This window comes from Pseudomonas cremoricolorata (assembly GCF_000759535.1).
GTDB lineage: Bacteria > Pseudomonadota > Gammaproteobacteria > Pseudomonadales > Pseudomonadaceae > Aquipseudomonas > Aquipseudomonas cremoricolorata_A.
The window spans coordinates 3,550,349-3,577,348 of the sequence record NZ_CP009455.1 but is presented as its reverse complement, the minus strand read 5'-3'; the positions used below and the strand labels follow the sequence as shown (position 1 = coordinate 3,577,348).

At 63.5% G+C, this 27,000-nt stretch carries 24 protein-coding genes; 6 read left to right on the top strand and 18 right to left on the bottom strand.

Going from position 1 to position 27,000, the window contains the following annotated elements:
- Positions 1 to 5: 5 nt before the first annotated feature.
- Together LK03_RS16295 and LK03_RS16290 are read left to right on the top strand one after the other, a co-directional pair.
- A complete protein-coding gene (locus LK03_RS16295) occupies positions 6 to 686 on the top strand; it encodes a response regulator transcription factor (protein WP_028693980.1) in 681 nt (226 codons plus the stop codon).
- Positions 664 to 2,061 carry a sensor histidine kinase gene (locus tag LK03_RS16290; RefSeq protein WP_038413423.1) on the top strand — a complete coding sequence of 466 codons (1,398 nt, stop codon included), beginning with the start codon at positions 664 to 666 and terminating at the stop codon, positions 2,059 to 2,061. The genes LK03_RS16295 and LK03_RS16290 overlap by 23 nt, the downstream gene beginning before the upstream one ends.
- On the opposite strand, the gene LK03_RS16285 is transcribed toward LK03_RS16290, so the two are convergent.
- The 8 genes from LK03_RS16285 to LK03_RS16250 all read right to left on the bottom strand — a co-directional run bounded on the left by LK03_RS16285 (position 2,052) and on the right by LK03_RS16250 (position 10,997).
- The gene (locus tag LK03_RS16285) at positions 2,052 to 3,998 is read right to left on the bottom strand and encodes a response regulator (protein WP_038413422.1); all 1,947 of its coding nucleotides are present in this window, start codon (positions 3,996 to 3,998) and stop codon (positions 2,052 to 2,054) included. The genes LK03_RS16290 and LK03_RS16285 overlap by 10 nt on opposite strands.
- A complete protein-coding gene (locus LK03_RS16280) occupies positions 3,988 to 4,863 on the bottom strand; it encodes a sensor histidine kinase (RefSeq protein ID WP_038413421.1) in 876 nt (291 codons plus the stop codon). Before LK03_RS16280 ends, LK03_RS16285 begins: the two co-directional genes overlap by 11 nt.
- Positions 4,856 to 5,869, bottom strand: a complete 1,014-nt coding sequence (locus tag LK03_RS16275; RefSeq protein WP_038413419.1) for an ATP-binding protein — start codon at positions 5,867 to 5,869, stop codon at positions 4,856 to 4,858. Before LK03_RS16275 ends, LK03_RS16280 begins: the two co-directional genes overlap by 8 nt.
- Complete coding sequence (locus LK03_RS16270) at positions 5,866 to 6,276, bottom strand: anti-sigma regulatory factor (RefSeq protein WP_038413418.1); 411 nt, start codon at positions 6,274 to 6,276, stop codon at positions 5,866 to 5,868. Before LK03_RS16270 ends, LK03_RS16275 begins: the two co-directional genes overlap by 4 nt.
- Positions 6,273 to 6,635, bottom strand: coding sequence for an STAS domain-containing protein (locus LK03_RS16265; protein ID WP_038413417.1), 363 nt, complete (start codon positions 6,633 to 6,635; stop codon positions 6,273 to 6,275). The genes LK03_RS16270 and LK03_RS16265 overlap by 4 nt, the downstream gene beginning before the upstream one ends.
- A gap of 3 nt (positions 6,636 to 6,638) precedes the next feature.
- Positions 6,639 to 7,481 (bottom strand): STAS domain-containing protein, encoded by an 843-nt coding sequence (locus LK03_RS16260; RefSeq protein ID WP_038413415.1) that lies wholly within the window; start codon positions 7,479 to 7,481, stop codon positions 6,639 to 6,641.
- A 234-nt stretch (positions 7,482 to 7,715) separates the two neighbouring features.
- Positions 7,716 to 10,130 (bottom strand): TonB-dependent receptor, encoded by a 2,415-nt coding sequence (locus LK03_RS16255; RefSeq protein ID WP_049870522.1) that lies wholly within the window; start codon positions 10,128 to 10,130, stop codon positions 7,716 to 7,718.
- A gap of 117 nt (positions 10,131 to 10,247) precedes the next feature.
- The gene (locus tag LK03_RS16250) at positions 10,248 to 10,997 is read right to left on the bottom strand and encodes a hypothetical protein (RefSeq protein WP_038413414.1); all 750 of its coding nucleotides are present in this window, start codon (positions 10,995 to 10,997) and stop codon (positions 10,248 to 10,250) included.
- 202 nt (positions 10,998 to 11,199) lie between these two features.
- Between LK03_RS16250 and treS the strand changes: the two genes are divergently transcribed.
- Positions 11,200 to 13,266, top strand: a complete 2,067-nt coding sequence (gene treS, locus LK03_RS16245; protein ID WP_038413413.1) for a maltose alpha-D-glucosyltransferase — start codon at positions 11,200 to 11,202, stop codon at positions 13,264 to 13,266.
- A gap of 188 nt (positions 13,267 to 13,454) precedes the next feature.
- Positions 13,455 to 13,637, top strand: a complete 183-nt coding sequence (locus tag LK03_RS16240; RefSeq protein ID WP_038413412.1) for a hypothetical protein — start codon at positions 13,455 to 13,457, stop codon at positions 13,635 to 13,637.
- Positions 13,638 to 13,751: 114 nt separating this feature from the next.
- Here LK03_RS16240 and LK03_RS16235 read toward each other — a convergent pair whose 3' ends face one another.
- On the bottom strand, positions 13,752 to 14,630 hold the full coding sequence (locus LK03_RS16235; RefSeq protein WP_038413411.1) for an alpha/beta fold hydrolase: 879 nt from the start codon (positions 14,628 to 14,630) through the stop codon (positions 13,752 to 13,754).
- 18 nt (positions 14,631 to 14,648) lie between these two features.
- Positions 14,649 to 15,269 (bottom strand): LysE family translocator, encoded by a 621-nt coding sequence (locus tag LK03_RS16230; protein ID WP_038413410.1) that lies wholly within the window; start codon positions 15,267 to 15,269, stop codon positions 14,649 to 14,651.
- Positions 15,270 to 15,470: 201 nt separating this feature from the next.
- On the opposite strand from LK03_RS16230, the gene LK03_RS16225 reads away from it, so the two are divergent.
- Both LK03_RS16225 and LK03_RS16220 read left to right on the top strand, forming a co-directional pair.
- Positions 15,471 to 15,971 (top strand): GNAT family N-acetyltransferase, encoded by a 501-nt coding sequence (locus tag LK03_RS16225; RefSeq protein WP_038413409.1) that lies wholly within the window; start codon positions 15,471 to 15,473, stop codon positions 15,969 to 15,971.
- Positions 15,972 to 16,031: 60 nt separating this feature from the next.
- On the top strand, positions 16,032 to 16,979 hold the full coding sequence (locus LK03_RS16220; RefSeq protein ID WP_038413407.1) for a 5'-nucleotidase: 948 nt from the start codon (positions 16,032 to 16,034) through the stop codon (positions 16,977 to 16,979).
- Between the two features lie 53 nt (positions 16,980 to 17,032).
- Here the strand turns inward: LK03_RS16220 and fdhE are convergent, their stop codons facing one another.
- The 8 genes from fdhE to LK03_RS16180 form a co-directional block, all read right to left on the bottom strand.
- Positions 17,033 to 17,941: a formate dehydrogenase accessory protein FdhE gene (gene fdhE / locus LK03_RS16215; protein ID WP_038413406.1), complete on the bottom strand. Its 909-nt coding sequence runs from the start codon at positions 17,939 to 17,941 to the stop codon at positions 17,033 to 17,035.
- Positions 17,938 to 18,570: a formate dehydrogenase subunit gamma gene (locus tag LK03_RS16210; RefSeq protein ID WP_038413405.1), complete on the bottom strand. Its 633-nt coding sequence runs from the start codon at positions 18,568 to 18,570 to the stop codon at positions 17,938 to 17,940. The genes fdhE and LK03_RS16210 overlap by 4 nt, the downstream gene beginning before the upstream one ends.
- Positions 18,570 to 19,451, bottom strand: a complete 882-nt coding sequence (gene fdxH / locus LK03_RS16205; protein WP_038413403.1) for a formate dehydrogenase subunit beta — start codon at positions 19,449 to 19,451, stop codon at positions 18,570 to 18,572. Before fdxH ends, LK03_RS16210 begins: the two co-directional genes overlap by 1 nt.
- 13 nt (positions 19,452 to 19,464) lie before the next feature.
- On the bottom strand, positions 19,465 to 22,515 hold the full coding sequence (fdnG, locus tag LK03_RS16200; RefSeq protein ID WP_081951621.1) for a formate dehydrogenase-N subunit alpha: 3,051 nt from the start codon (positions 22,513 to 22,515) through the stop codon (positions 19,465 to 19,467).
- A 431-nt stretch (positions 22,516 to 22,946) separates the two neighbouring features.
- Positions 22,947 to 25,094 carry a tail fiber domain-containing protein gene (locus LK03_RS16195; protein WP_038413402.1) on the bottom strand — a complete coding sequence of 716 codons (2,148 nt, stop codon included), beginning with the start codon at positions 25,092 to 25,094 and terminating at the stop codon, positions 22,947 to 22,949.
- Between the two features lie 275 nt (positions 25,095 to 25,369).
- Positions 25,370 to 25,873, bottom strand: coding sequence for a DUF2514 family protein (locus LK03_RS16190; protein WP_038413400.1), 504 nt, complete (start codon positions 25,871 to 25,873; stop codon positions 25,370 to 25,372).
- Positions 25,870 to 26,409: a glycoside hydrolase family 24 protein gene (locus LK03_RS16185; protein WP_038413399.1), complete on the bottom strand. Its 540-nt coding sequence runs from the start codon at positions 26,407 to 26,409 to the stop codon at positions 25,870 to 25,872. The genes LK03_RS16190 and LK03_RS16185 overlap by 4 nt, the downstream gene beginning before the upstream one ends.
- 226 nt (positions 26,410 to 26,635) lie before the next feature.
- Positions 26,636 to 26,872, bottom strand: coding sequence for a hypothetical protein (locus tag LK03_RS16180; RefSeq protein WP_038413397.1), 237 nt, complete (start codon positions 26,870 to 26,872; stop codon positions 26,636 to 26,638).
- Positions 26,873 to 27,000 lie beyond the last annotated feature (128 nt).

Sequence of the window (27,000 nt, the reverse complement as noted above, 5' to 3'; positions counted from 1 at the left end):
TAAGCATGCCCCGCGTACTGACCATCGAAGACGACGCCGTCACCGCCCAGGAAATCGTCGCTGAATTGTCCAGCCACGGCCTGGAAGTCGACTGGGCCGACAACGGCCGCGAGGGGCTGTCCAAGGCCATCGGCGGCGGTTACGACCTGATCACCCTCGACCGCATGCTGCCCGAGGTCGATGGCCTGACCATCGTCACCACCCTGCGCAGCCTGAAGATCACCACCCCGATTCTGATGATCAGCGCGCTGTCGGATGTCGACGAGCGTGTCCGCGGCCTGCGCGCTGGCGGTGACGACTACCTGACCAAGCCGTTCGCCTCGGATGAAATGGCCGCCCGCGTCGAGGTACTGCTGCGCCGTAACAGCGTCCCGGTGACGCAGACCCGCCTGCAGGTCTGCGACCTGGAGCTTGACCTGATCAGCCATGAAGCGCGGCGTGGCGAGCAGGCGCTGAACCTGCTGCCCACCGAGTACAAACTGCTCGAATACCTGATGCGCCACGCTGGCCAGGTGATTACCCGCATGATGATTTTCGAGGAAGTCTGGGGTTATCACTTCGACCCAGGCACCAACTTGATCGATGTGCACATCGGCCGCCTGCGCAAGAAGATCGACTCGCCTGGCCAGACCCCGCTGATTCGCACGGTACGGGGCTCGGGCTATGCCATTGCCGAACCCGTCTAAGGGCTGGAGTTCGTCGACTAGCCGGCTGCTGGCGCTGTACAGCTTTCTCTTCGTGGCCTGGAGCAGCATCCTGATGGGGGTGTTGTACTTCGAGGTGTACAGCTACCTGAACAAGCTGACCCGCCATTCCATGCTGCAACGCCAGCACCTGTTCGCCCACATGAGCGGCAAGCAACTGGACGACGCGCTGCTGGCCAGCGAGGCGTTCGAGCAACGCTCGTTCGATGCCTACGGGCTGTTCGACGCGAAGCTGCAACCGCTGGGCGGGCGCATCGGTGCCTTCCCGGCCGGCCTGCAGCTGGATGGTCGCATCCACGAACTCAACCAGTGCCTGGTCGATACCCCACACCTGCCGCAAGACAGTTGTGACGCGGTGGCGATCCACATCGCCGACGGCCGCTGGCTGGTGCTGATCCGCGACAACGGCTCGCTGTTCGTGGTCACGCGGATCATTCTCGACGCCTTGCTGTGGGGCATTTCCCTGACCCTCATCCCCGGTTTTGCCGGCTGGTACCTGCTGCGCCGCCGCCCGCTCAAGCGCATTCGCGCGGTGCAAGCCAGCGCCGAATTGATCGTCGCCGGCGACCTCACCCACCGCCTGCCACTGTCGGCGCGGCGCGACGAGCTGGACATGCTGGCAGCCATCGTTAACGCCATGCTCGACCGCATCGAGCGGCTGATGCATGAGGTAAAAGGTGTGTGCGACAACATCGCCCACGACCTGCGCACGCCCCTGACGCGCCTGCGCGCCCAGCTCTACCGCATCCGCCAGCAGAGTGGCGACGACGATCCGCTGGCCGAGCCGCTGGACCAGGCCATCGGGGACACCGACACCTTGATGGCGCGTTTCCGTGGCCTGCTGCGCATCAGCGAGCTGGAGGACCGCCGCCGCCGCGCAGGGTTCGTCGAGCTCGACCCCCATGGCCTGCTGCTGGAGTTGCACGATTTCTACCTGCCACTGGCCGAAGATGGCGGTATCAGCCTGAGCCTCGAACTGCCGTCACGCCTGCCGGCACTCAACGGCGACCGTGAACTGCTGTTCGAAGCGCTGGCCAACCTGGTCGGCAACGCCATCAAGTTCACCCCTGAAGGCGGCCAGGTGCGCATCGTCGCCAGTGTCGATGAACAGGCGGTCAGCGTCGCGGTTGACGACAGCGGTCCGGGCATTCCGGCAGAGGAACGCGAAGCGGTGCTCAAGCGCTTCTACCGCAGCGAGGAAGGCCATCGCCATGCCGGCTTCGGTCTGGGCCTGTCGATCGTCTCGGCCATCGTCGACCTGCATGGCTACCGCCTGTTGATCGATGCCAGCCCGCTTGGCGGTGCGCGTCTGGTGCTGCGTTGCGCAAGGCCGCTGAGCCCGGCCGCTCAGGCGTGACGGTTCAGGGCCTGACTGACCTTGTCCAGCAGGTCGGCGATATGGAAAGGTTTGATCAGCAGGTCCATGTCCTCACCGAGAAAGGCCTGGCGGTCCAGGGCCGTTTCCGCGTAGCCGGTCATCAGTAGCACGGGCAATCCGGGACGGTAGGTACGCGCCATATCGGCCAGCTCACGGCCGCTCATGGCCGGCAGGCCTACGTCGGTCAGCAGTAGCGCGATGCCTGGATTTTCCCGCAGTTGGTCGAGGGCCTGTTCGATGGTCTCGGCCTGACTGCACTGATAACCGGCATCGAGCAGCACCTCGGCCACCGATGAGCGCACAGAGGGCATGTCCTCGACGATCAGCACGTGCTCACCGTGGCCAGGCTGCTCGATACGTCCCAGCGGCGTGCCGCTGTCGGCAGCCTCGCCGCTGGCCGGCAGCATCAGGGTGACTTCGGTTCCGCGCCCCACCAGACTGCGCAGCGCCACATGACCGCCCGATTGCCGGGCAAAACCATAAATGGTCGACAGCCCCAGCCCCGTGCCCTGGCCCAGCGGCTTGGTGGTGAAGAACGGGTCGAAGACTTTGTCCTGCACTGCCGGATCGATGCCCATGCCGTCGTCGCGAACGCTCACCGAGACGTACGGGCCGTCCTTGAGATGCGGATCACCCGAGGCCCAGGCCGCCGAGGTGTTGACCCAGATGGTGCCACCCTTGGGCAGCGCATCCCGTGCGTTGATCACCAGGTTGAGCACGGCGCTTTCCAGTTGCACCGGATCGACCAGGGCGATGGCCGGACGGCTCGACAGCGACAGCTCCAGACGGATGCGCTCGCCGATAGTGCGGGCCAGCAGGTCTTGCAACGACAGCACGTGACGATTGACGTCCACCGGCCGGGTGTCGAGCGGTTGCTGGCGGGCGAACGCCAGCAGACGGTGGGTCAGCGAGGCGGCGCTCATGGCGGAATTGAGCGCAGCATCGGTGTAGGCCGGAATCTTCTCCAGGCGCCCTTCACCGACCCGTTTGCGGATCAGCTCCAGGCTGGTGATGATGCCGGTCAGCAAGTTGTTGAAGTCATGGGCGATACCCCCGGTGAGGCGGCCGAGGCCGTCCATCTTCTGCAACTGCAGCAACTGCGCTTCGGTGCGCACGCGCTCGGCGACTTCCCGGGCCAACTGACTGTTGGCATCGTCCAGCTGCGCCAGGTGCGAACGTTCGCGGTGGCGGTGCTCGGTAATGTCCTCGACGAACACCAGCGACAACCCCGGCACGCGATACGGCGACAGCTGCCATTCGGTTTCCCGCGGCTGACCATGCTGGGCCATCGCTACCGTACCGCGCCAACGCGCGCCGGCGGCAAGATGCACCCGCAGCTCTTGCAACATCGCTTCCTGGCCGGTGCCGAAGCACTCATCGAGACGTTCGGCGTTGCAATTGTCCTGCACCAGCGTGGCGAAGGCGTGGTTGCACTCATGCACCTTGAGCTGGGCGTCGAGCAAGGCGATGGGGGCAGACACGTTGTTGAAAATTTCCCGGAAGCTCGCCTCGCTTTCGCGCAGCGCACGCTCACTGTCACGCACCCGCAGCAGGGTGCGCAAGGTGGCCAGCAGTACGTCAGGGTCAACGGGGTGAATCAGGTAGGCATCAGCGCCATTGTCCAGGCCGGTGATGATGTCGCCCGTCTGGATCGATGCCGCAGAGACATGAATGATTGGCAACAGCGCCGTCTCCGGCGCCTGACGCAGAATGCGCACCACGTCGAAGCCGCTCATGTCGGGCAGGTTGACGTCGAGAATCAGCGCATCCACCGCCGTTTCCGCCAGCACCGCCAGACCTTCGGTGCCTGTGCCGGCTTCGAGCACCTCGAACCCGTGCATGGCCAGACGCCGGCGCAGGGCGTAGCGGGTGACGATGTTGTCGTCGACGATCAGCAGGCGCACGTCATTGCCCATCGGCGCCCTCCTGCTCCAGGGCCAGAGGAATGGTCACGTAGAACGACGAACCCACGTTCGGCTCACTGTGCACCCCCACTTCCCCGCCCAGCAGCTCGGCGAAGCGCTTGCACAGTGAAAGCCCAAGGCCAGTGCCGCGCAGGCGTTTCTGCAACGGCGACTCGACCTGGCTGAAGTCCTCGAACAGCGAGGCCAGCAAATCAGGGGCGATACCGATGCCAGTGTCGCTCACGGTGAAGCGCACCCGGTCGTCACCCACGCGCTGGGCCGACACCCGCACTTCCCCGCGCACGGTGAACTTCAGCGCATTGGCGATGAAGTTGCGCAGGATCTGCGACAGCTTCTTGTCATCGCTGTAGAGCTGCGGCAGGCCTTGTGGTTCTTCGAAGATCAGGTCGACGGCAGTGGCGTTGACGATGGGCCGGAACATGCCGCGCAAGGCAGCGAACAAATCCAGCATGTCGAACCAGGCTGGCGAAATGCTGATGCGTCCGGCCTCGATCTTGGCAAGGTCGAGCAGGTCGTCGACCATGTCCGACAACTCTCGGGTAGCCGTGCTGACGAATGCCACCTGCTTGTGTTGCTCATCCGACAGCGGCCCGTCCAGTTCGTCGGCGAGCAGACGAGTGATGCTCAGGATCGAGCCCAGGGGGGTGCGAAATTCATGGCTCATGTATGACAGGAACCGGCTTTTCAGGTCGGACGCCTGACGCAACTGTTCGGCCTGATTGTCCAGTTCGGCGTACAACGCCAACACGCCCTGGTTGGTTTCATCCAGCTCGGCGCGCAGGGCCTGGGTCTCGGCCTGCAGGCGGGTGATCAGCGCCGCCTGGGCGGCGCCGTCGAGGGAAAGCGGGTCAGGCATGGCTGAACTCCAGGTCGATGACCAGCACCGTCACGTCATCACGGCCACGGCAGAAATCGCGGTGCAGCACAGCGGCGATGACGGCGGGATGGCGATGGACCAGACCGGGGTAGGTGTGCAGGTTCCAGCGCGACTGCAGGCCGTCGCTGTACATGATCAGCAAATGGTGGTTGAGGTGAGCGTAGTCGAACACCTGGCTCTTGCGGTATTGCCCGCCGACGATGCCCGGCAGCGAGGCCAGGCCGTGGCTGTGTTGGGCGTCGGCCAGGGTAGCGCCGATGTTGCCAACGCCGACGTAGTGCAGTGTGCCCTGTGTGGCATCGAACTGCGCGATGGCCACCGCGCCGCCGCGGGTACCGTTCATGTCCACGTGCAGCCGCTCGAGCACGGTCTGCGGCGGGTCGAACGGCGCCTCGGCAAAGCTCCGTGCGCCGGCCAGCGCGGCCTGTTCGGCCTCTGCGCCATGGCCCAGGCCATCGATCACCAGGGCACTGAGCAGTGGACCGTGGAATGCGACTTGCCAGGTATCGCCGCAGGCCGGATCGTCGTGCAGCGAGTGCTGGCTGACGCCGATTCGCACATCGTCGCTGCCCTGCCCAGCCGGGTACAGCCGGGCCAGCACTACCGAGCCGTGGTCGTCGCTGTAAAGGTCGAATACTTGGGCTGAACGCGACACGCTGCCCAGACCAATGCCCTGAGTGCCGCCGGTGGAAAAGCCATCGGTCATGCATTGCGAGCGATCGAAACCGGCAGCGCCATCGACGCTCAGTAGCTCCACCCCCGCCACGCCATCGGCGCGGCTCAGCGCACGCAGGTGCAGCGCGCCGCGCTGGGCGTGCTTGAGCACGTTGCTGGCAAGCTCGGTGGCGACCAGCGCCACCCGTCCGGCATCGGCCTCATCGAAACCCAGCCGCTCGGCCAGGCGCTGGGCGACCCGCCGCGCATGGCCGACCTGGCTGGAATCGTCGAGGGCCAGCACCTGGGTCAGACTGGCGGTCAGGGTCATAACCATCGCGTGATGGTGATCCGCGTGCCCTGGCCAGGCGCCGTGTCCAGGTCGAATTCATCGACCAGACGCCGTGCGCCGGTCAGGCCCAGTCCCAGGCCAGAGCCCGACGTCCAGCCGTCGGTCAGGGCCAGGCGGGTATCGGCGATGCCTGGCCCTTCGTCGCGAAACAGAATGCGTACGCCGGCACGCCCGGTCTGCTCGATGACCTGCCAGTCCATATCGCCACCACCGCCGTAGACCACGGTGTTGCGGGCCAGCTCGCTGACTGCGGTGACCAGCTTGGTCAGGTCGACCAGGCGCATGCCCTGCTCACTGGCGATCTTGCGCGCCTGTTGCCGGGCCAGCACCACGTCCTGTTCGACACGCACCGGCAGGCTGCCGCTCTGGTTGACGTTGACGTTCATCGACCAGCCACCCGTTTGCGCAGCACCTGCATGCCGCGCTCGACCGTGAGCGCGGTGCTGACGCCCGGCAAGGTCAGGCCCAGCTCGACCAGGGTAATGGCCACCGCCGGCTGCATGCCGACCACCATGGTTTCGGCGTCCATGATGCGCGACAGCCCGGAAATGCTGGCGATCATGCGGCCGATGAACGAATCGACCATGTCCAGCGCGGAAATATCGATCAGCACGCCGCGCGCCGAAGTGCGGCTGATGCGATCGGTGAGGTCTTCCTGCAGGTTCAGGGCCAGTTGGTCATGCATGTCGACCTGAATGGTCACCAGCAGGAACTCGCCCATCTGCAGAATCGGAATCCGTTCCATGGCTCAACCCCGCGCGGCGTCGCCGACATCCAGGCGTTTGATCGCCAGCTTCAGGGCATCGGCCAGGTTGGCCTTGGTGGTGATGCTGCTCAGGTCCAGACCGAGGTGGACGATGGTCTGCGCGATCTGCGGACGCACGCCGCTGATGATGCAATCAGCGCCCATCAGGCGAATGGCGGTGACGGTCTTGAGCAGGTGCTGGGCGACCAGGGTGTCGACGGTTGGCACACCCGTGATGTCGATGATGGCGATTTCAGAGCCAGTGTCGACGATGCGTTGCAACAGCGACTCCATGACGGTCTGGCTGCGCTGCGAATCGAGGGTGCCGATCAGCGGCAGGGCCAGTACCCCATCCCACAGCTTGACCACCGGGGTGGACAGCTCCAGCAGTTCTTCCTGCTGACGGCGGATCACCGCTTCGCGGGTGATCTGGTACGCGCGCACGGTATGCATGCCGAGGCTGTCGAGCAGCTCGGAGATCACCAGCAGCTGTTCGGCGAGCAGCGCAGGCTGATCGGCGTAGAGGCGTTGCAACAGGCTGAACAGCGGACCTTTGAGGGCGAAGATGAAGAACGCCGTCTGGTGGGAATCATGGCCCAGTTGCGCACGCGAGGCCGAGAGTTTTTCCAGGAAGCGACGCACCTCTTCGGCGTTGCTGACCTGCCCATCGGCAGACTGCATGCCGTCGGCGAGCAGTTGAAGGAAACCGCGGGTCTGCTGACGCAGATCCTGCTCCTTGAGGTTGCGGGTGGCGCCGTTGCTTTCGAGGCTGGCGATCCATTCATCCAGTAGCTGGTCTTGGTTGTTCTTGATCGCTTCCAACGTACTGCCCTGCAATGTCGCCATAAACCCTGTGCTCCAGAATGGAAGAAACCCGAAAACGTTCTGTCTGCAGTGAATGACACTGGCAGGTTCGAATAGTTTGTGCAGATTCAAACAGATAATCGCAATGCGCCATCGCGAGTGCGGCGCATTCTAGGTTATCGGCAGGATTTTGCCGAAGATTATTACAGACAGTTCGCCTTGGACTGCCTCCACTGATTTCCGTGGGGCAGTCCAGTCTGAGGCTCGATACGAGGCTTAGAACGCCACGGTGGTCGACAGCAACCAGGTGCGTGGTGCCGACAGGGTCAGGCCGGCTTCGCTGTCGTCGGAGGCACCGGCCGAGGCCCAGTAACGGTCGTTGAGCACGTTCTCGACGCTGGCGCGCAGGGTCACGTCGCGACCTTCGACCTTGAAGGCATAGCGCGCACCAAGGTCGTAGCGCTCCCAGCCGTCGATCTTCTTGCTGTTGGCCTGGTCGAGGTACTGCGAGCTGGAATGAATACCCCGCGCGGTCAGGGTCAGACCCTCGACCGTGGGCACGTCCCATTCGGCACCGAGGTTGACGTTGTAGCTCGGGGTGGCCGGGGCGCGGTTGCCGTCGAAGCGGCTGTCGAGGGTGTCCTTGAGCTCGCTGTGGATGTACATCACCCCACCGAGCAGGCGCACGCCCTTGACCGGTTCGCCGAACAGGCTCAACTCAAGACCGGTGTTCTCGCGCTTGCCATTGGGGCCGAACACCCGCGTGACGGCGTTGGTCTCGTAGGCCGGCTGCTTGATGCGAAAGGCGCTGGCGGTCAGCGCGTAGCGGCCAAAATCGTACTTGGCGCCCACCTCCAGCTGACGGCTGATGAACGGCGGGAAGATTTCGTCTTCGTTGCTCGCTGTGCCGGGTGCGATCTTGCCCTGGCTCAGGCCTTCCATGTAGTTGGCGTACAACGACAATTGATCGGTGGCCTTGAACAGAATGCCGCCGGACGGCGAGAGCTTTTCTTCGTCGTAGGCGGTCTCGCCCTTGACGCCGTCTTCCCAGTCATCCACCTGCACCCGCTGCCAGCGCGCGCCGAGGGTCAGCAGCAGGCGGTCATCGAGAAAGCCCAGGGTGTCGGACAGTGCCACGCCGGTGAAGCGGTTTTCCGTGTAGGTGGACGACGATGGCCGGGTCGGCAACCCGGGTTTGGGCGTTGCCACCGGGTCGTACAGGTTGCTGTTGCCGGTGGCGTAGCGGGTGTCGCCGTTCTCGAAGTCCATGTAGAAGTAGCTGGCCGAGAGGTTCACCTCATGGCTGACCGAGCCGGTATCGAACCAGTTGCGCAGACCCGCTATGGCGGTGCGCACGCTCTCGTCGCGGGTGAAGCCGCGGGGGGCGACGACGAAGTCGCCGGCATCGTTGCTGATCGGCACATTGTGGCGCAGGAAGTCGTGGTTGCTTTCGCGTGCGCCCACGGCGCCGTAGACCATCAGCGAGTCGTTGACATCGAACTCACCGTTGATCATGCCAAAGGTGTCATGGGTGCGCGCCTTGCTCCACTTCTGCGCATAGTTGTGGCGCACCTTGTCGGCGTCCGGCACCTTGGCCAGGGCGCCGACCAGCACCCGTTCCTGCGGCGCATCGGTATAGCGCTCGGTGTGACCGAAGTCGGTCGACAGGCGCAGCCGCTCACCGCGAAAATCCAGGCCGACCACGGCCATCTGGCGATCGACGCTCTGCTTGTCCCACGGGGTATCGCCGGCCTGTTTGACGCCGTTGAAGCGCACGCCGAACTGGTCTTGGTCGCCAAAGCGGCGGCTGACGTCCACCGCGCCGCCCAGTTGACTGTCAGAGGCGTAGCTGGCGGTGAATTCGCTGAGCGGTGCGTCGCCTGCGTGCTTGGGCACGATGTTGATGCCGCCGCCGACGCTGCCGCGCGGCGAGATGCCGTTGATCAGCTGACTCGGACCTTTGATGATGTCGACCCGGTCGGCCATTTCCATGTCGATGCTGTAGGTCGGCAGCACGCCGTACAGACCGCCATAGGAGACATCGCTGTTGAACAGGCTGAAACCGCGTACGGTGAACTGCTCGAAACGTCCACCGGCCGGGTTGGTGGTGCGCACCGAAGGGTCACTGGCGACCATGTCGCTCAGGGTGCGCGCCTGCTGGGCCTTGATCGACTCGCTGCTGTAGGTGGTCATGCTGAACGGCGTGTCCATGAAGTCCCGCGAGCCCAGCAGCCCCTGGGAACCGCGCCGCACCACCTGGCCGCCGGCATAGCGCTCGCCCTCCAGCGCCGCGCCGGCTTGCAGGCTCTGGATGGTGGTCGGCGCGATTTCCAGGGCGGCGCCTTCGCTGGCGATCGGCACCAGGGTGTAGCTGTCGGTGCCAACCGCCTGCAGTTGCAGGCCAGTGCCTTGCAGCAAACGCGCAAAGCCTTCCTGCACGCTGTACTGCCCGGACAGCACCGGGCTCTGCTTGCCAGCCACCAGAGCAGGGTCGACCGACAGGCTGACCCCGGCCTGTCCGGCAAAACGGGTCAGCGCGCTGCTCAGGGTGCCGGCAGGAATCTGGAAGTGGCGCGGCTGCGTCTCGGCCAGCGCCAGCTCGGGCACGGCGCTCAGGCCCAGGACCAGACACAAGGTGGGCATGGAAATCGAAGACGCCAGGCGCGGGTGCTGGCGCGGCAATAAGGACATGGTAGGGCTCTCGTGTGGGGCTCAATTGCCCTACATGACAGCCGACTTGAAAAAAGGGGACACGCAAGCTGCATTTTTTGCAGATGCCGTGTGGGCGTCGGGCACCAGGGTGCGTTCTCAGTCCCGCCCGCTCTTGTTCTTCGCCGCGAGTGCCCGGTGTTGCAGCAGGCAGATGTAGCCCAGACCGAACAGGGTCAGCAGCAGCCAGCCGAGGGCCACGATCAGTTCCACCGCATAGCGGGCAACGCTCGCCTGCAGGCCGGCGAAGGCTTCATGCACGCGCACTTCGGTGTCACCGTCGGCATGGCTGATGCGTGCGCCGGCCTGGGTGATCTGCCCATAGTCGCCGTCGAAATAGATCCATACCCGGGTCTGGGCCTGCGGCCCGATCAGCGGAATGTCGACGCTGCTGGTCGCGGCTTCGAGGAGGGTGTCGTTGCCGGCTTCATCGCGGACCTGCACCAGGCCCTTGGCGGGCAGGCGGATGCGCACGTCCTTGATGGGCGTGTCGCCGGCATTGTGCAAGGTGATGAACAGGCCAGTACGGTGATCGACCAGGCCTGCCTCGAAGGGTTTGGCGAACAGCCTTCGGTACGGGGCCTGGGCCAGGTCGACCAGCTTGTCGAGTTGCTCGTGGCTCAGCGTGTTGTCACTGATACTGCGGGCACGGTCGTAAAGTTGCTCGTACTTGAGCGCATCGTTGGTCTGGGTGATACGTTCGCTGAATTGGCTGGGATAGGTGAGCGTCTGGTAGGTCAGGTCAGCCTCGAGCCGGGCATTGTCCCTGAACAGCAGGAACAAGGCGGCGATGCACAGCAGCGCGAGCAGCACGCCGGCGAGGGTCTTACCGACTTTTTCCCAGTTCAAGCGCAAGCTTCCTTCAGGTGGAGAGGTGAAACGGCGCAGCAAGCGTGCCAACTTCGGAGGGTCTGCGCAACACGCATCTGCGCGGCGTGCCACTCCAGCAGCGTGGCACGCCCGTCGCCTTCATCTGCCAAGCCGGACGAACGACCACGTCGCAGCGTCGTCATACAGGGACACCCGGAACCCGCGCAGAAGAGGACGCCCGATGTCGCACCCTGATCCGTCGTACGTGAACTGGCTCGAACAGCAATCGATGCTCAAGGTCTCGCAGGACCGCGCCCGCCAGTATTCCGGGCAGTCGCGGCTGTGGCTCAACCCCTACGCCGAAGCCCAGCCGCGGCGCGCTACGCAGATTGCCTCGGTATGGCTGACCGTCTATCCCGATGCGATCATCGCCCCCGAGGGTTGCTCGGTGCTCGCAGCACTGGGCCATGAAGCGCTGTGGAAGCGCCTGTCGGAAATCGGCGTGCAAGGGATTCACACAGGTCCCATCAAGCAGTCGGGCGGCGTGCAGGGGCGCGGCTTCACGCCCAGCGTCGATGGCAACTTCGACCGTATCAGTTTCGACATCGACCCGTTGTATGGCACCGAGCAGGAGCTGGTGCAGATGAGCCGCCTGGCCGCCGCGCACAACGCCGTGACCATCGATGACCTGATCCCCTCGCACACCGGCAAGGGCGCCGACTTCCGCCTTGCACAGATGGGCCACGGCGCTTACCCCGGCCTGTACCACATGGTCGAGATTCGCCAGGAGGACTGGCACCTGCTGCCCGATGTACCGCCCGGCCGCGATACGCTCAACCTGCTGCCGGCGCAGTGCGACGAGCTCAAGGCGCGGCATTACATCGTCGGCCAGTTGCAACGGGTGATCTTCTTCGAGCCGGGGGTCAAGGAAACCGACTGGAGCGTCACCGCACCGGTGACGGGCAGTGACGGCGTGGTCCGGCGGTGGGTCTACCTGCATTACTTCAAGGAAGGTCAGCCTTCGCTCAACTGGCTCGACCCCAGTTTCAGTGCCCAGCAGATGATCATTGGCGATGCCCTGCACGCCCTCGATTGCCTCGGCGCCCGCGGCTTGCGCCTGGACGCCAACGGCTTTCTCGGCGTGGAAATCCGCGCCGAAGGGACCGCCTGGTCGGAGAGCCATCCGCTGTCGCTGGTGGGCAACCAGCTGATCGGCGGCATGATTCGCAAGGCCGGCGGCTTCAGCTTCCAGGAACTGAACCTGACCCTCGACGACATTGCGCAGATGTCCAAGGGTGGCGCGGATCTGTCCTACGACTTCATCACCCGTCCGGCTTACCAGCATGCGTTGCTGACTGGCGATACGGAGTTCCTGCGGCTGATGTTCAAGGAGATGCAGGCGTTTGACATCGACCCCGCCTCCCTGATTCACGCCTTGCAGAACCACGATGAGCTGACCGTGGAACTGGTGCACTTCTGGACCCTGCATGCCCACGACATGTACCACTACAAGGGCCAGACCCTGCCGGGCAACATCCTGCGCGAGCACATCCGTGAAGAGATCTACGAACGGTTGTCCGGTGAACACGCGCCCTACAACCTGCGTTTCGTCACCAACGGCATCTCGTGCACCACCGCCAGCCTGATCACCGCAGCCCTGGGCATCCGCGACCTGGACCAGATCAGCGCCGCCGACATCGAGCAGATCCAGAAGGTGCACCTGCTGCTGGTGATGTACAACGCCATGCAGCCAGGGGTGGTGGCGCTATCGGGCTGGGATATGGTCGGCGCCCTGCCCTTGCCAGCTGAAGCCGTGGCCGAGCGCATGCTCGATGGCGACACCCGCTGGATTCACCGTGGCGGGTACGACCTGGCCGGCCTTGCCCATGACGCCGAGCACTCGGTACGCGGCATGCCCCGTGCACGCGCGCTGTATGGCAGCCTGGATGAACAGCTGGACGATCCCGATTCGTTCGCCAGCAAGGTGAAGAAGCTGCTGGCGGTACGCCAGGCCTACGGCATCGCCACCAGCCGCCAGGTGCTGGTGCCAGACGTCGCGAGCCCTGGCCTGCTGGTGATGGTCCACGAATTGCCTGCAGGGCGCGGCATTCAGATCAGCGCGTTGAACTTCGGCCAGAGCGTGATCGCCGAAGAGCTGCAACTGAGCGGTTTCACACCCGGCACGGTGGTGGACATGATCAACGAGACGGTCGAGGGCGACCTCACCGAAGACGGCCGGCTGATGATCAACCTCGATCCGTTCGAGGCGCTGTGTCTGCGCATCGTCAACAGCAGTGGGCATGTGTGAGGGCAAGCGTGCGCGCTGCACACGTGCGGGGGCGGCCAATAGCCGTTCCTGCTGTGAAGGAGCGCCATACCTGGCTGGATGTACGCCCGTTCATCCAGTAGATACAACGACTTGGCAAGTTTTTTTGAATCCCTCATACCCCCGCCAGTCAGTCATTAGGAGAGGACCACAAAGCAAAGGAGCTTTATATGAGCCTGGCGATGACCCTTTTGAGCCTGATGAGTGCCTGGGTAGCGGTAGCACTGGCGATGTTGTGGGGTGTGATGCGCATCGTGCGCCGTCATGCAGTCCCTGCCGAACCATCACAGCCCGCGCGTCGTGTGTATCGCCCGATCCGTCGGCCCGTACATATGATCTACGCCCACGGCTGATGGAGCCGCCGTTCGAGCGCGCATCGATCAGACTGATTCGAACCAGGGGCGCAAGCCCCGTTCTTTTTCCCCACTACCCCACGCACGGGTGCGTTGAGCCCGCCCAGACGTCGTCTATCGCCCCGCGTATAGAAAGCCGCGTACCTGTGCGGCGGTGGCCTCGACATGCTCCTGCATGAAACAGTGTCCGCCTGGCACCTGCCGCTGCTGCACCTGCGGGTTGATCCGCGCCAGGCGCTGAGCTGACGGGCCGACGAAGGGGTAGCTCCCCTGGCCATGCAGGATCAGGGTGGCGCTGTCGATACGTTGCAAGCTAGGCCAGAGCCGCTGCGGCATGCTGGCAAACACATCCGCTTCGCGGCTGGGCCGGCACTTGAGCACCACGCCTTCGGGACCGTCGCCCAGGGCATGCTCGACATAGGCTTGCAAAGCCTCGTCCTGCCAGCCCTTGAAGATGCCTCGCCCGCGCAGGCCGGCAAGCGCCGCCGCGCGGTCAGGCCAGTGGCTGCGGCGCTGGGCGGCCTTGCGCGCCAGGCCATGGCGACGTTCCAGACCAAGCAGGCTGGCGACTTTCATCAGACCGATCATGCGGCGGCTGAACAGCACCGGATCGAGCAGCACCGCGCGCTGGAACAACCGGGGATGTGCGGCCAGTATCAAACCGCTCAACACACCGCCAAAGCTGTGGCCTATGGCATAGCGTGGCACGTCGCCGTACTCGCCACGTCCGGCCTGGAACGCCTCGACCGCCAGCGCTGCGGTGCGGTCCCAGCCACGAAACGCGCCGCCATGGTCGCTGTCGCCGTGGCCCTGGACATCGCTCAGCCACAGGTCGAAATGCCCGCTCAACTGCAGCAGCAGCGGCTGATACACCAGGCAGCAAAAGCCGTTGCCATGCAGCACATGCAACAGCGGCTTGCCGCTGGCCGGTGAGCGCCAGCCGCGCAAGGTAAAGCCTTCGGAGCTGCGGTGGGACCACGGGATCAGATGCATGGCAGATGGCGCTCGCGCTCAGGAAAACCCTGATTCTACGAACAGCAGCGGGTACAGCGATATCACCAGCAAGGCGGCCATCAGGACATTGAACAGCACCAGCCAACGCGGGTTGCGCAGCACGTTGCGCAAGGCGCTGCCGCACATCACCCAGACGCCAACGCTGGGCAGGTTGACCAGCATGAAGATCAACCCGATCAACAGCACGTTGAGCAGATAACCCTGCGCCGGCACGTAGGTGGCGATAGCGCCCACTGCCATCACCCAGGCCTTTGGGTTGACCCACTGAAATGCCGCGGCGCCGAGAAAGCTCAGCGGCTTGCGCGTGCTGCCATCGTCTTCGGACATCGGCCCAGACGTGGCGATCTTCCAGGCCAGGTACAGCAGGTAAGCGGCGCCGACGTAGCGCAGCACGGTGTAGAGCACCGGCCAGAGCTTGAACACTTCGCCCAGGCCAAGGCCCACGGCAATCACCATGACCATGAAGCCAATGCTTACCCCCAACGCATGGGGCAGCGTACGCCACGCGCCGAAATTGACCCCAGAGGCCAGCAGCATGGTGTTGTTCGGGCCGGGGGTGATGGAGGAAACGAAGGCATAGAGCACGAAGGCAGTGAGCAAATCATAGGAGCCAAGCATGGCGAGAGGTCCGCACGGGTTGTCGTTGTCAGTGCACGGTAACGGAGCGGCGCCCCTCTCAGACATGTACAGTTACCTTATATTTTTCCAATACACCTGACTGTACTGCCAGCAGAACGCCGCTATTTGCCTCCAAAGCATCGTCAGCACGGCCTGGCGCCGCTAGAATGGCCCCCCCCCCCGCACTGAGGAAGCCTTGTCATGTCCGTCTCGATCCGCCCGGCGCAGCGCAGTGACGCTGCACAGATTCTGGCTTTCATCATCGAACTCGCCGAATACGAGCGGGCGCGGCACGAGGTCATCGCCTCGGTGGCCGACATCGAGCGCAGTCTGTTCGATGAAGGCAGCAACGTCTGCAGCCTGATCTGCGAGCGCGACGGTGTGGCGATCGGCTATGCCGTGTACTTCTACAGCTACTCGACCTGGCTGGGTCGGCGCGGCATCTACCTGGAAGACCTGTACATCACCCCCGAGCAACGTGGCGCCGGCGCTGGCCGTGAACTGCTGCGGCACATCGCCCAAGAGGCTGTGGCCAACGACTGCGGACGCCTTGAGTGGAGCGTGCTGGACTGGAACGCCCCGGCCATCGGCTTCTATCAGTCACTGGGCGCCGAGCCGCAGGATGAGTGGATCAAATACCGCTTGGAAGGCGAACGCCTGCTCGGCTTCGCCGAAGGCCGCAAGCCTCAGGCCAGCCGTTGACCCTGTCGCATCGACCACTGCGCGAGCACGCCTGAGCGGCTCGCCTCCCGGGAGCCTGGCATGCCCTACCCCATCGAGGAAAAACTGGTGGTCGGCGTCGCCTCCAGCGCGCTGTTCGACCTCACCGAATCAGACCACATCTACGCCACCGAAGGCGTCGAGGCGTATCGCCTGCACCACGAGCAGAACATCGATACGCCGTTCGCCACCGGTGTAGCGTTCCCGTTCATTCGCCGTTTTCTCAGCATCAATCAGGCGTTTCCCCAGCAGTTGCCCGTGGAGGTGGTGCTGCTCTCGCGCAACTCGCCGGAAACCGGCCTGCGGGTGTTTCGCTCCATCGAGCACTATGGGCTGGACATCAGCCGCGCAGCGTTCATGTCGGGACGCTCGCCGTACGAGTACATCCCGGCGTTCAATGCGTCGCTGTTTCTGAGCGCCAACGAGAGCGATGTGCAGCGCGCCATCGATGCCAGCTACCCGGCCGGCCGTGTGCTGCCCTCGCGCATCTACGACGACGCGCTGGACAACGAGCTGCGCGTGGCCTTCGACTTCGATGGGGTGATAGCCGACGACGAGGCCGAGGCCGTGTACAAGCAGGCGCTGGACCTGGTCGCCTTCCAACACCACGAGCAGACGCGCAAGGCCATCCCGCACCAGCCCGGGCCACTGGCCGACCTGTTCCGCAAGCTCTCGCTGATTCGCGGCCTGGAAGACCAGAAGCTTGCCGAAAACCCTGACTACCAGCGCATTCTGCGCATCGCCATCATCACCGCGCGCAACGCACCCTCCCACGAACGCCTGGTGACTACGCTGAAAGACTGGGGCGTGTCGCCGGATGAATCGTTCTTCCTCGGCGGCATGGACAAGCGGCGGGTGCTGTCGATCCTCAAGCCGCACATGTTCTTCGACGACCAGCGCAGCCACCTCGACTCCGCCGCAGCGGACCTGCCGATGGTGCATGTACCGTTCGGGATCGCCAATCGGGTGGTGAAGGACGGGGATGAGTGAGGGTCGCCCCTACAGGTGCTGCGCCCCTGTAGACGCGGCCCTGGCCACGAACCTCACCCCGGAAACACGAACGGATTCAGGCTGCTGCGGGCAAAGCCCTGCTGTTCCAGCTCGGCATCCAACGCCAGCGAGGCGAGGTCATCGGCCACCGGGTCAACCGCCGGGTCGTGCTCGCTGTACATCACCTTCAAGTAGCTGTCGCAGTCGCCGCAGCTTTCCGCTTTTACCGCGCTGTCGTGCTGATCGAGCGACCAGTAGTCGAGCTTGCCGGTGGCCTCGCAGTTGCTGCACTTGACCCGCACCATGTGCCAGCGGCTTTCGCACAGGCCGCAGTGCAGATAGCGCAGACCGGCCTGCTTGCCGCTGAGAATCACGCTGGCCACCGGGGCGCTGCTGCACACCGGGCACAGCTGGCGTTGCTCGCCCACCGCCGCCTGGGCGCTGAGCGGCAAGGCCGCGGCGATCTGCGTGAAGTACACCATCAACGCCGCCCACAGCAGCACCGCCTGGCCGCTTTCTACCTGCCCGTAACGACCCTGCAACAGGTGCTCTGCGCACACTTCGCGCTGCTCCGGGCCCATGGCCAACAGCCCTTGAATCACCTCATCCAACGCGCCATCAGGCTGAGCGTCGAGTTGGCCGAGCAGGTACTCCAGCGCCATCTGCCAGTAGCCCGAGCGCTTCAGCCGATACACGTCCAGCGGTGCGCCGTGGCCGAAGTTGGCCAGCAGCGGCTGCACGCTCTCGGCCCGCAGCGGCAGGCTATCGAGCAACGCTTGCTGGGCCTCGGCCACCTGCGCGGCAAAGCCCAGGTAAGCGCCATGCTCGTGGGCCTCGGCCAGTCGTCGCAGGCGTACGGCGCGGCGCCCGTAGTGCTGACGCAGGTCGGGCAGGAGCAAGGCGGCGATATCGCCGACGCCACCGCTGGGCTGCTCGACGGCGCTGAGGGTGATACTGCTCACTGTTCGTCACCTTTGGAGATCTGCTGGTACCAGCGGTCGTGGTGGGATTTGGCCCAGCGCCGCGAGACATAGCCGGTGACCATGCCGCGAATCGAGCCTTTGACCCAGAACGCCAGGTAGGCATGGCCAATGATCAACAGCATCAGGGAAATCCCGGCCAGGGCATGGGTGAACAGCGCCAGACGAATCATCGGAATGCTGAAGTAGTGGGCGAACCACGGTCGCCAGATCACCACGCCGCTGAGCAGCAATACGCTGATCAGCGCCATGATTCCCCAGAACAACACCTTCTGCCCGGCGTTGTACTTGCCGATCTGCAACGGCTTGCTGTGGTCGCCGGCCAGCACGCTTTTGACATTGCGAAACCAGATCGCATCCTCGCGCTCGGGCAAGTTGTACCTGACGAAACGGGCGAACAGGAACATCAGCACCACGAACACCACCACGCCGAGGAACGGGTGGAAGATCCGCGCCAGCTGCGGCGTGCCGAACACGCCGCTCAGCCAGTTCAACGAGGGGAAGAACCACGACAGCCCGGACAGCGCCACCAGGAAGAAGCAGATCACCATGAACCAGTGGCTGGCGCGGTCGATGAAGCGGGTGCGCAGAATCAGTTTGTCCTTGTTCATCACACGTGCTCCTGCTGGTCTTCTTCGACCTCGTTGGGGCCGACGCCGATGTAGTGGAAAATCGTCCCGGCCAGGGTGGCGAAGAACGCCGCGGCCGCCACCGGCTTGAGCCAGCCCTTCCAGCCCTCGACGGCATTGCTGATGCGCGGGTCGGTGTTGAGCTTGTGGTACAGCTGCGGCTTGTCGGCGTGTTGCAACACGTAGAACACGTGGGTGCCGCCCACCGCTTGCGGGTCATAGATGCCGGCGCCGGCATAGCCGCGGCCCTGCAGCTCGGTGACGCGGCCTTCGGCCTGCACCAGCATGTCGGCCTTGCTGCCGAAGTTGATCGCACCGGTGGGGCAGGTCTTCACGCAAGCCGGCTCCTGGCCGACGCTGACGCGGTCGACGCACAGCGTGCACTTGTAGGCCTTGTTGTCCTTCTTGCTGATGCGCGGCACATCGAACGGGCAACCGGCCACGCAGTAGCCGCAGCCGATGCAGTGCTCGGACTGGAAATCGACGATGCCGTTGGCGTACTGGATGATCGCCCCCGGTTGCGGGCAGGCCTTCAGGCACCCCGGGTCGGCGCAGTGCATGCAGCCGTCCTTGCGAATCAGCCATTCCAGTTTGCCGGCCTCGTTTTCGTGCTCGTCGAAGCGCATCAGGGTCCAGGTGTCCGGGGTCAGGTCAGCCGGGTTGTCGTACACGCCGACGTTGTGGCCGACCTCGTCGCGCAGGTCGTTCCATTCGTTGCAGGCGACCTGGCAGGCCTTGCAGCCGATGCAGATGCTGACATCGATCAGCTTGGCCACCTCGGCCTGATGGTCGCGGGCGCGCGGCGCCGGGGTGAAGGCATTCGTCGCTGAACGACGAATGATGTCTTGGGATTGCAGGGACATGTTCGGTCGCTCCTCAGGCCTTTTCCACGCTCACCAGGAACGCCTTGTATTCCGGGGTATTGGTATTCGATTCGCCGACCCCAGGGGTCAGCGTGTTGGCCAGAAAGCCCTTGCGCGTCGCCCCTTCGAAGCCCCAGTGGCAGGGAATACCGATGGTGTCGACGGGCTGACCGTCGATTTGCAGACGACGAATGCGCTTGGTCACCACGGCCTTGGCCTTGATGTAGCCGCGCTTGGTACTGACCTTGACCAGATCGCCCTGAACGATGCCCTTGTCCCGGGCCAGCGCCTCGCCGATCTCGACGAACTGCTCGGGCTGAACGATGGCGTTGAGCCGCGAATGCTTGGTCCAGTGGCGGAACAGTTCGGTGATCGAATAGGTGGTCGCCACGTGCGGGAACTCCTCGCGGCTGCCCATGCGCGCCCGGTCGCCGTCGTACAGCCGCGCGGTCGGACTCTTGCTCACCGCCGGGTGCAGCGGGTTGCTCGCCAGCGGGCTTTCGGTGGGTTCGTAGTGCTCTGGGAACGGGCCGTCATTCATCGCCCCCACCGAAAACAACCGCCCTACCCCTTCGGGCAGCATGATGAACGGGCTAGTCTGCGTGCCAGGGGCGACCGTGACCGGGAAGTCCGGCACGTCGATGCCGCTCCAGCGCTCGCCGTCCCAACTGATGACCTTGCGCTTGGGGTCCCACGGCTTGCCTTGCGGGTCAGCCGAGGCGCGGTTGTAGAGAATGCGCCGGTTCTGCGGCCAGGCCCAGGCCCAGCCCGGTGTGCAGCCCAGGCCGCTGTCGGCGTTGTCGCGCCGGGCCATCTGGTTGCCCGCCTCGGTCCAGCAGCCGGCGAACACCCAGTTGAAGCACTGGGTGCTGCCGTCGTCACGCAGCTGGCCGAAGTTATCGAGCAACTGACCCTTGCGCAGAATCAGCTTGCCTTGCTCGTCGTGCAGATCGGCCAGGGCGTAGCCGTTGGATTCCTTGGCCACCTCTTCCGGGTCGGGGTCGTAAGGGTCTTTGTAGTCCCAGGCCATGTTCAGCACCTGCTCTGGACAGGCGCCGCCTTCCTGGCGATACAGCTCGCGCAGCTTCATGAACAGGTGGCCGAGAATCTTGCCGTCGTGCCAGGCCTCGCCCGGTGGCGCAGCACCGGCCCAGTGCCATTGCAGCCAGCGCCCGGAATTGACGATCGAGCCGTTTTCTTCGGCAAAGCAGCTGGACGGCAGGCGGAACACCTCGGTCTGAATCTGCGCCGGGTCGACGTCGTTGGACTCGCCATGGTTCTGCCAGAAACTCGAGGTTTCCGTGGCCAGCGGGTCGATGATCACCAGGAACTTGAGCTTGGCCAGCGCGGCCGCGGCCTTGTTCTTGTCGGGAAACGCCGCGATCGGGTTGAAGCCCTGGGCGATGTAGCCGTTGACCTTGCCGTCGTACATGCGGTTGGCGAAGTTCAGTACGTCGTAGCTTTCATCCCACTTGGGCAACCAGTCGAAGCCCCAGTCGTTGGCTGCGGTGGCCTTTTCGCCATACAGGCTCTTCATCAGGCTGACGAAGAATTTGGGCGTGTGCTGGTAGTAGTTGACCTGCTCGGGCAACTGCGCCGCCGGGGTGGTCTGCGCCAGGTAGGTGGCCAGGTCGTGCTGCTCGTCGGACGGCAGGTTCATGTAGCCCGGCAGGCGCTGGGACAACAGCCCCAAGTCGGTGTAGCCCTGGATGTTGGAGTGGCCCCGCAAGGCGTTGACCCCGCCGCCAGCCATACCGACGTTGCCCAGCAGCAGCTGGATCATCCCTGAGCCACGGATCATCTGCGCACCGGTGGTGTGGTGGGTCCAGCCCAGGGCGTAGAGGAAGGTCGCGGTCTTGTCCGGCACGCTGGTGCTGGCCATGATCTCGCAGATTTCGAGGAAGTCCTCCACCGGCGTGCCGCACAGCTGGCTGACCATGTCCGGGGTGTAGCGGCTGACGTGCTGCTTGAGCAGGTTGAACACGCAGCGCGGGTGACTCAGGCTCAAGTCGCGTCGGGCGTGGCCCTGGGCGTCGAGCTCATAGGCCCAGGAGCTACGGTCGTAGCGCTTGGTCTTGGCGTCGTAGCCGCTGAACAGGCCGTCGTCGAAACGGTAGTCGTCACGAACGATCAACGAGGCGTTGGTGTAGGCGCGCACGTATTCGTGCTGGATGCGGTCGTGGGTCAGCAGGTAGTTGACCATGCCCATCAGGAAGGTGATGTCGGAGCCGGCGCGCACTGGCGCGTAGATGTCCGCCACCGAGGCGCTGCGGTTGAAGCGCGGGTCGACCACGATGACCTTGGCGCCGTTGCGAATCTTCGCCTCGATCACCCACTTGAAGCCCACCGGATGCGCCTCGGCCGGGTTGCCGCCCATGATGAGCACGACGTTGGCGTTCTTGATGTCGACCCAGTTGTTGGTCATCGCCCCGCGGCCGAAGGTCGGCGCCAGGGCCGCCACCGTCGGCGCATGGCAGACCCGCGCCTGGCTGTCGGTGCCAAGGATGCCCAGTGCACGGGTGAAGCGCTGGTCGAGGGCGCCGGTTTCACTGCTGGCGGCCGACGAGCAGAGCATGCCGGTGGACAGCCAGCGGTTGACCGTCACGCCCTTGGCGTTAGTGGCGATGAAGTTGGCGTCGCGGTCGTCTTTCATCAGTCGGGCGATGCGCTCGATGGCGTAGTCCCAGGTGATGCGCTGCCAGGTGCTCGAACCCGGCGCGCGGTATTCGGGGTAAAGCAGGCGCTGTTCGCTGTGGATGTAGTCCACCAAGCCTGCGCCCTTGGGGCACAACGAGCCGCGGCTGACCGGATGATCCGGGTCGCCCTCGATGTGGAAAATCCGCGCCTTGGCGTTCTTGGCACCGTCGCCCAGGCTGTACATGAGGATGCCGCAGCCCACCGAGCAGTACGTGCAGTTGTTGCGCGTTTCCTTGGCCCGCAGCAGCTTGTACTGACGGGACTGGCTGGCATTGGCCACGGCTGGCGCGAAGCCCAGTGAAGCGGTGGTGGCCGCTGCCGCACCGGCGGTGCAAAGTTTGAAAAACTGTCTTCGGCCAAGTGCCATGAACCATCCCTCGTGCACACCCGCGACTTTATTCAGGTCGAACGGGCGCGGTGGCAGAAGCCACGCAATAAAGAAGTGCGAAAAGTGCGGCGTGAAGTTCAAGGCTCAGTTGAAAGTTTTATCAGCGGAGCAGAGTATTTATTTCACGCCGACTAAATGTTCGGGCGAACGATGCGTCAATAAGGCGCGGTCGCCATTCTAATAACCCTACGGGGAACAAGCCAATTTACAGCGTCAATTGACTGATAAATAAAATTGATGAACTGACTGATATGCCTATTTTATTTGAAACTGTATTGATTCAGATCAAGTGGCCACGTTATTTATCCCGAAAGTTGCCAGTTCAATACGACTATTGGCGCAGACGTTTAACAGCCCCATTGGCCATCTAAACACCCGACTCGGTACTAAACCGAGTCGGGTGTGGCGTTTCAAGGCCGCAGCAAGGCGTCCAGCGCATCCAGACGAGTCTGGTTGTCTTTGCTCATGTGCACCAGCCCACGGGTGATGAACAGAATCAGACCCGAGATGCGGAAGCTGAACTCATCACCGGCCGATCGCGTCTGCACCCGCTGACCCTCCACCGTCTCGAACTCGTCGTCCCAGCAGTCGTGGCAGATGAACGAATAGTTGAACGGGTCCAGGCCGTGTTCCTGAAACACTTCGATCACCCGCTGCACTGTCATGCCGCAGTGTTCACGCGCGTTCTCACCTGCCTTGCGCTTGTCCTCGATCGCGGCGAGGAACTGGTAGAAACCGATTTCACCGCCCAGTGCCATAGCTGCGCCCAACTCCTGCGCAGTGAAGGCACGCACTGGCGTTTTCAAGCGCGCATCCGAGGTGCTGATCGAGCCGGTTCTGGCGAACACGGTGCCGCATTTGCGCGACGCTGAGCCCAGGTTCATTTCGTTGTAGCTTTCCAGGCTGGTACCCAGGTAGCGCATGCGGTAGGTGCTGAGGTCGGCGTTGAAGCCGTAGCGGTTCACGAATACGTTGAATTGAGGGCTATCGCAGTTGAACGACACCTCGTCACTGGCCGTGGCCAGCAGTTGCCTGCTCGTCGAGGCAAGGCCTGCGGTGCGTAGATAGCGAGTGTGGGTGGTTGGACCAAAGAAGGCGTTCAACGGGCCGGCAGTCTTGAATGCCGTCTGCCCAGAGGTTTGCACCGCCTCACTACGGTCAGTGGCATAGAAGCCGCCGTTGGCCGCAGTCTGCCCGGCTGCTTGACTGAGCGCCTGCCCCGCGCTGATCGAGCCCTGGACTGCGCTGGTCATCAAGTAGGCGCGGCCAGTGACCTGATCGAAGTTGACCCCGCTCAGCACGAAGCTACCCGTTTCGGTCGTCCATGTGGCGCCGATCCTGACGGCCTGCTGGAGCACGTCGATCCGACTGGAATCAGTCAGATACACCCGATAGGTCACCGGGTTACCGTTGCCCCAGTCACCGCCAAAGTTGGCAGGCACCGCGACCACGCCAAGATCGCCAATCGTCTTCTCGACAGCTTGAGTGACACAGCGCTCAGCGCGGGTCTCCCCATAAAAACCGTCGAACTGCTCGAAGCGGCCGCGATCGAGAAAGATGCCGTAGGCGGACTGACTGCCGATCCGGCAACTGAAATGCCGCCTGTTCTGAAAACCGTTGTGGAAGTCGCGATAGTAGCCACCCGAATCTTCAGGAAAGTTGGGACGCTCGCCCAACGGCGTGTTGTCGATACGACTGGCGAACCCGACCAGATCGGAGACACCGCCAGGTGACCAGATATCCGCACTGGTATCGGTGCGGTCCGTACCTTTGGCGTACAGGCCCCAGTTACCGCCTTTGAACCAGCAGTTCTGATAAGTGAACTCGTTCGAGGCCTGGTCTGACGGCACGTCGCGCCCGTAGGTATCGCGGTGAATGTTGCGCAGTGCCGTGTTGGTTTTCGACCAGGTACCGTCGACATATACACCAGCCTTTAGAAAAGTACCTACGACGTCGATGCGATCGAGCAGCGTTCGTCGTACGCCCGCGTTGAAGATGCCCGCGAACCAAGTGTCGGAGCCATCGGTTGCTGAACCACCCTCGACAGCGAAGTTGGACAACATGATGCCCGAACCACACAACGCGAACATGATGGCCACCGGCGCGTCGACCAGGGTACCGGCAGGCGTGTCCGGCGCACCGACATCGGTCCAGATACGTTTCACCCCCTCACCCGACAGCTTGAATCGTGCCCCCTTGACAGATGAAGTCACCGCCCAGTTATCGCCCACCCCTACGCCATAAACGGTGGTTCCCGCATTGACGTAGCAGGTATCGGTCAGCAGATAGGTGCCTTGGGGTACGCGAAGCGCCGAGCCCGCACAAGCATCCAGGCCGGCCTGGGTAGCGGCCCAGTCGATCGAATCGGAAGATTGCCGTACATGGGGATAGTCGACTTGAACGGCGGCCAGGTCGGCATATCCGCGATAGGCTGCAGCGCCCGGCGTATACCATTCCGAAACGAGGTGCAACGTGCCGTCACCGATGGCGCCGAAGTCTTTGATACTTGGCTGATCGGCAGTAATCGCTTGCAGTGTTACTTGAGTGTCATCAGACATTTTTCGTATTCCTTAAGTAAGAAACTACAACGGTGTGCTGGGTGAAACAGTCGCGAATACTGCTAGAGAGAAACAACGACGTGGAGGCTTACGCGCTCAACGATCGGGCGGTCAATGAATGCGATTCAGGCAGCCCCGACACGTCTTGAAAAAGGTCGGAAAAACAAACACTGAGAAGCTGGATTGCGCGCAAAAACCAATAGGCCCTTGAACTGAACAGCAACTTTTTGATTGATAGAGCCGTATGTTCAATGATCCGGAATCGATGACGGGAGTTATTCGAGCGGACGGGCCAATGCAGTGTAAGACGCTTCACACAGCGAACCGGCTATTCGGGCTGCGTCATAAGCCTTCGCCAGTTCTCCCGCTCGCGCATCAGCCCGTGCGAGCAGCTCGGAGAGCACCATGGCGGCGCGGGTGGCTGCCTTGCCTCGAGTGGCAGCGGCGGTATCCACGCCTGGGCACTCGGCGCGGGCAGCGAGCTGGGCCGCGGCGTGCTGCAGGCGCTGACCAGCAGCGGCAGCAGCACTAGCCTCAGCAGTCGCTGCCTGTCGTTGTTCGTAAGCATGGGTTCTGACCTGCTCCTGAGCTTGTGCGCGTTGCTGCTCGAACGCGCGCGCACTGCGCTGTGCCCTCGCTTCGGCCCGGCTAGCGGCGCTGGCACGTTCGGCGGCTACGAGGCTGGCCTGGGCACGCTCCACCGAGCGGCCATGCTGATATGCGCCCCAGCAGGACGCCAGGATCAACAGCAACGCGGTGCCTTGGGCCCAGGCGATCATGTGAGTACGTTTCCGCCGCAGGCGGTGAACATGGCTAACAAATCGGCCTCAGGTGTGGTCTCGGTACTACGCTGCGCCTCGAAGATACCGAGCAGTACCGCCAGCTTGTGCTCGCGCTGGCCGTAACCGGCGCCGGGCAGGCTGGCCCAGATCGGCGCGGCCTTGGTGATGGCATGACTGATCTCGCCGTCCTGGATCAACGGCAGCGCGCTGCATTCACCGAGCAGCTTGATCGCAGCCAGGTCTTGCGCTTCGGGAATGAAGCGACCCTTGAAGCCGTAGTTCTTGACGATGGCGTCCCAGGTGCGGGCCAGAAATTGGTAGCGACCGGCCGCAGTGCTGTGAATGCCGTACTTGGGTAGCCAGACCTTGATTCGCGGATGCTGGCTGTAGTCGGTAAAGAGCTTGCCGCCGACCAAGACGTTATAGCCGTCGTCGCTGGCGCGCAGGATTGAAGTGCCTTCCGACCACGCGAGCATGTCGAGGAAGGCGAGTACGTCGGGGCCACCAGCCTGGGCGGCGGAAAGTCTGGCCATGGGGTTCTCCAGCTGTAAGTAAGCCCGCGCTGACCGTAACAGGGTTCATTTGAACCATTAGGGCCGCCAGGCGGCCCATCGCGGCTAAAGCCACTCCTACAATCCACCTGTATCCCGTAGGAGCGGCGTTAGCCGCAATGGACCGCGCAGCAGTCTTGGCGCATGTCGTTTCAAACGTGAATGAACCGCGTCAGGCCAGGACAGGCTTGAAGATTGACGATTCGAGTCAGGCCGCGGATTCGTCGACCGGCGGTTGCAGATCAGATGCGGGTTCAAGCGGATCTTTTGCAATGATGGACACGTGAGCGCTGTACTCCTTCAGCACCTGTGCCACAAATACCTGTGCCGAGGGCGCGAGGCCGAGAATGTCTCGGGCGCGGGCGTCTGCTTCTTCCTGAGTGGCGTAACGGGTCTTGTTGGACTCGTCATAGTTGTTGCTGGCGTTCACTGCGATATAGCGCATAGGGATTTCTCCGGGCAAAAAAATACCGCCAACCGGCGGCATGGAAAGACTGCCGAGTCATTGGAAACGGCAGGATTGAGCAGCTGACCTTGAAGGTACAGCTTGCGTATAACTCGTTACGTTGACCG

Bases quoted from the DNA above. Each gene is read 5' to 3' on its own strand.
- LK03_RS16295 (WP_028693980.1), top strand. From the start codon at position 6: ATGCCCCGCGTACTGACCATCGAAGACGACGCCGTCACCGCCCAGGAA.
- LK03_RS16290 (WP_038413423.1), top strand. From the start codon at position 664: ATGCCATTGCCGAACCCGTCTAAGGGCTGGAGTTCGTCGACTAGCCGG.
- LK03_RS16285 (WP_038413422.1), bottom strand. From the start codon at position 3,998: ATGGGCAATGACGTGCGCCTGCTGATCGTCGACGACAACATCGTCACC.
- LK03_RS16280 (WP_038413421.1), bottom strand. From the start codon at position 4,863: ATGCCTGACCCGCTTTCCCTCGACGGCGCCGCCCAGGCGGCGCTGATC.
- LK03_RS16275 (WP_038413419.1), bottom strand. From the start codon at position 5,869: ATGACCCTGACCGCCAGTCTGACCCAGGTGCTGGCCCTCGACGATTCC.
- LK03_RS16270 (WP_038413418.1), bottom strand. From the start codon at position 6,276: ATGAACGTCAACGTCAACCAGAGCGGCAGCCTGCCGGTGCGTGTCGAA.
- LK03_RS16265 (WP_038413417.1), bottom strand. From the start codon at position 6,635: ATGGAACGGATTCCGATTCTGCAGATGGGCGAGTTCCTGCTGGTGACC.
- LK03_RS16260 (WP_038413415.1), bottom strand. From the start codon at position 7,481: ATGGCGACATTGCAGGGCAGTACGTTGGAAGCGATCAAGAACAACCAA.
- LK03_RS16255 (WP_049870522.1), bottom strand. From the start codon at position 10,130: ATGTCCTTATTGCCGCGCCAGCACCCGCGCCTGGCGTCTTCGATTTCC.
- treS (WP_038413413.1), top strand. From the start codon at position 11,200: ATGTCGCACCCTGATCCGTCGTACGTGAACTGGCTCGAACAGCAATCG.
- LK03_RS16240 (WP_038413412.1), top strand. From the start codon at position 13,455: ATGAGCCTGGCGATGACCCTTTTGAGCCTGATGAGTGCCTGGGTAGCG.
- LK03_RS16235 (WP_038413411.1), bottom strand. From the start codon at position 14,630: ATGCATCTGATCCCGTGGTCCCACCGCAGCTCCGAAGGCTTTACCTTG.
- LK03_RS16230 (WP_038413410.1), bottom strand. From the start codon at position 15,269: ATGCTTGGCTCCTATGATTTGCTCACTGCCTTCGTGCTCTATGCCTTC.
- LK03_RS16225 (WP_038413409.1), top strand. From the start codon at position 15,471: ATGTCCGTCTCGATCCGCCCGGCGCAGCGCAGTGACGCTGCACAGATT.
- LK03_RS16220 (WP_038413407.1), top strand. From the start codon at position 16,032: ATGCCCTACCCCATCGAGGAAAAACTGGTGGTCGGCGTCGCCTCCAGC.
- LK03_RS16210 (WP_038413405.1), bottom strand. From the start codon at position 18,570: ATGAACAAGGACAAACTGATTCTGCGCACCCGCTTCATCGACCGCGCC.
- fdxH (WP_038413403.1), bottom strand. From the start codon at position 19,451: ATGTCCCTGCAATCCCAAGACATCATTCGTCGTTCAGCGACGAATGCC.
- fdnG (WP_081951621.1), bottom strand. From the start codon at position 22,515: ATGGCACTTGGCCGAAGACAGTTTTTCAAACTTTGCACCGCCGGTGCG.
- LK03_RS16195 (WP_038413402.1), bottom strand. From the start codon at position 25,094: ATGTCTGATGACACTCAAGTAACACTGCAAGCGATTACTGCCGATCAG.
- LK03_RS16190 (WP_038413400.1), bottom strand. From the start codon at position 25,873: ATGATCGCCTGGGCCCAAGGCACCGCGTTGCTGTTGATCCTGGCGTCC.
- LK03_RS16185 (WP_038413399.1), bottom strand. From the start codon at position 26,409: ATGGCCAGACTTTCCGCCGCCCAGGCTGGTGGCCCCGACGTACTCGCC.
- LK03_RS16180 (WP_038413397.1), bottom strand. From the start codon at position 26,872: ATGCGCTATATCGCAGTGAACGCCAGCAACAACTATGACGAGTCCAAC.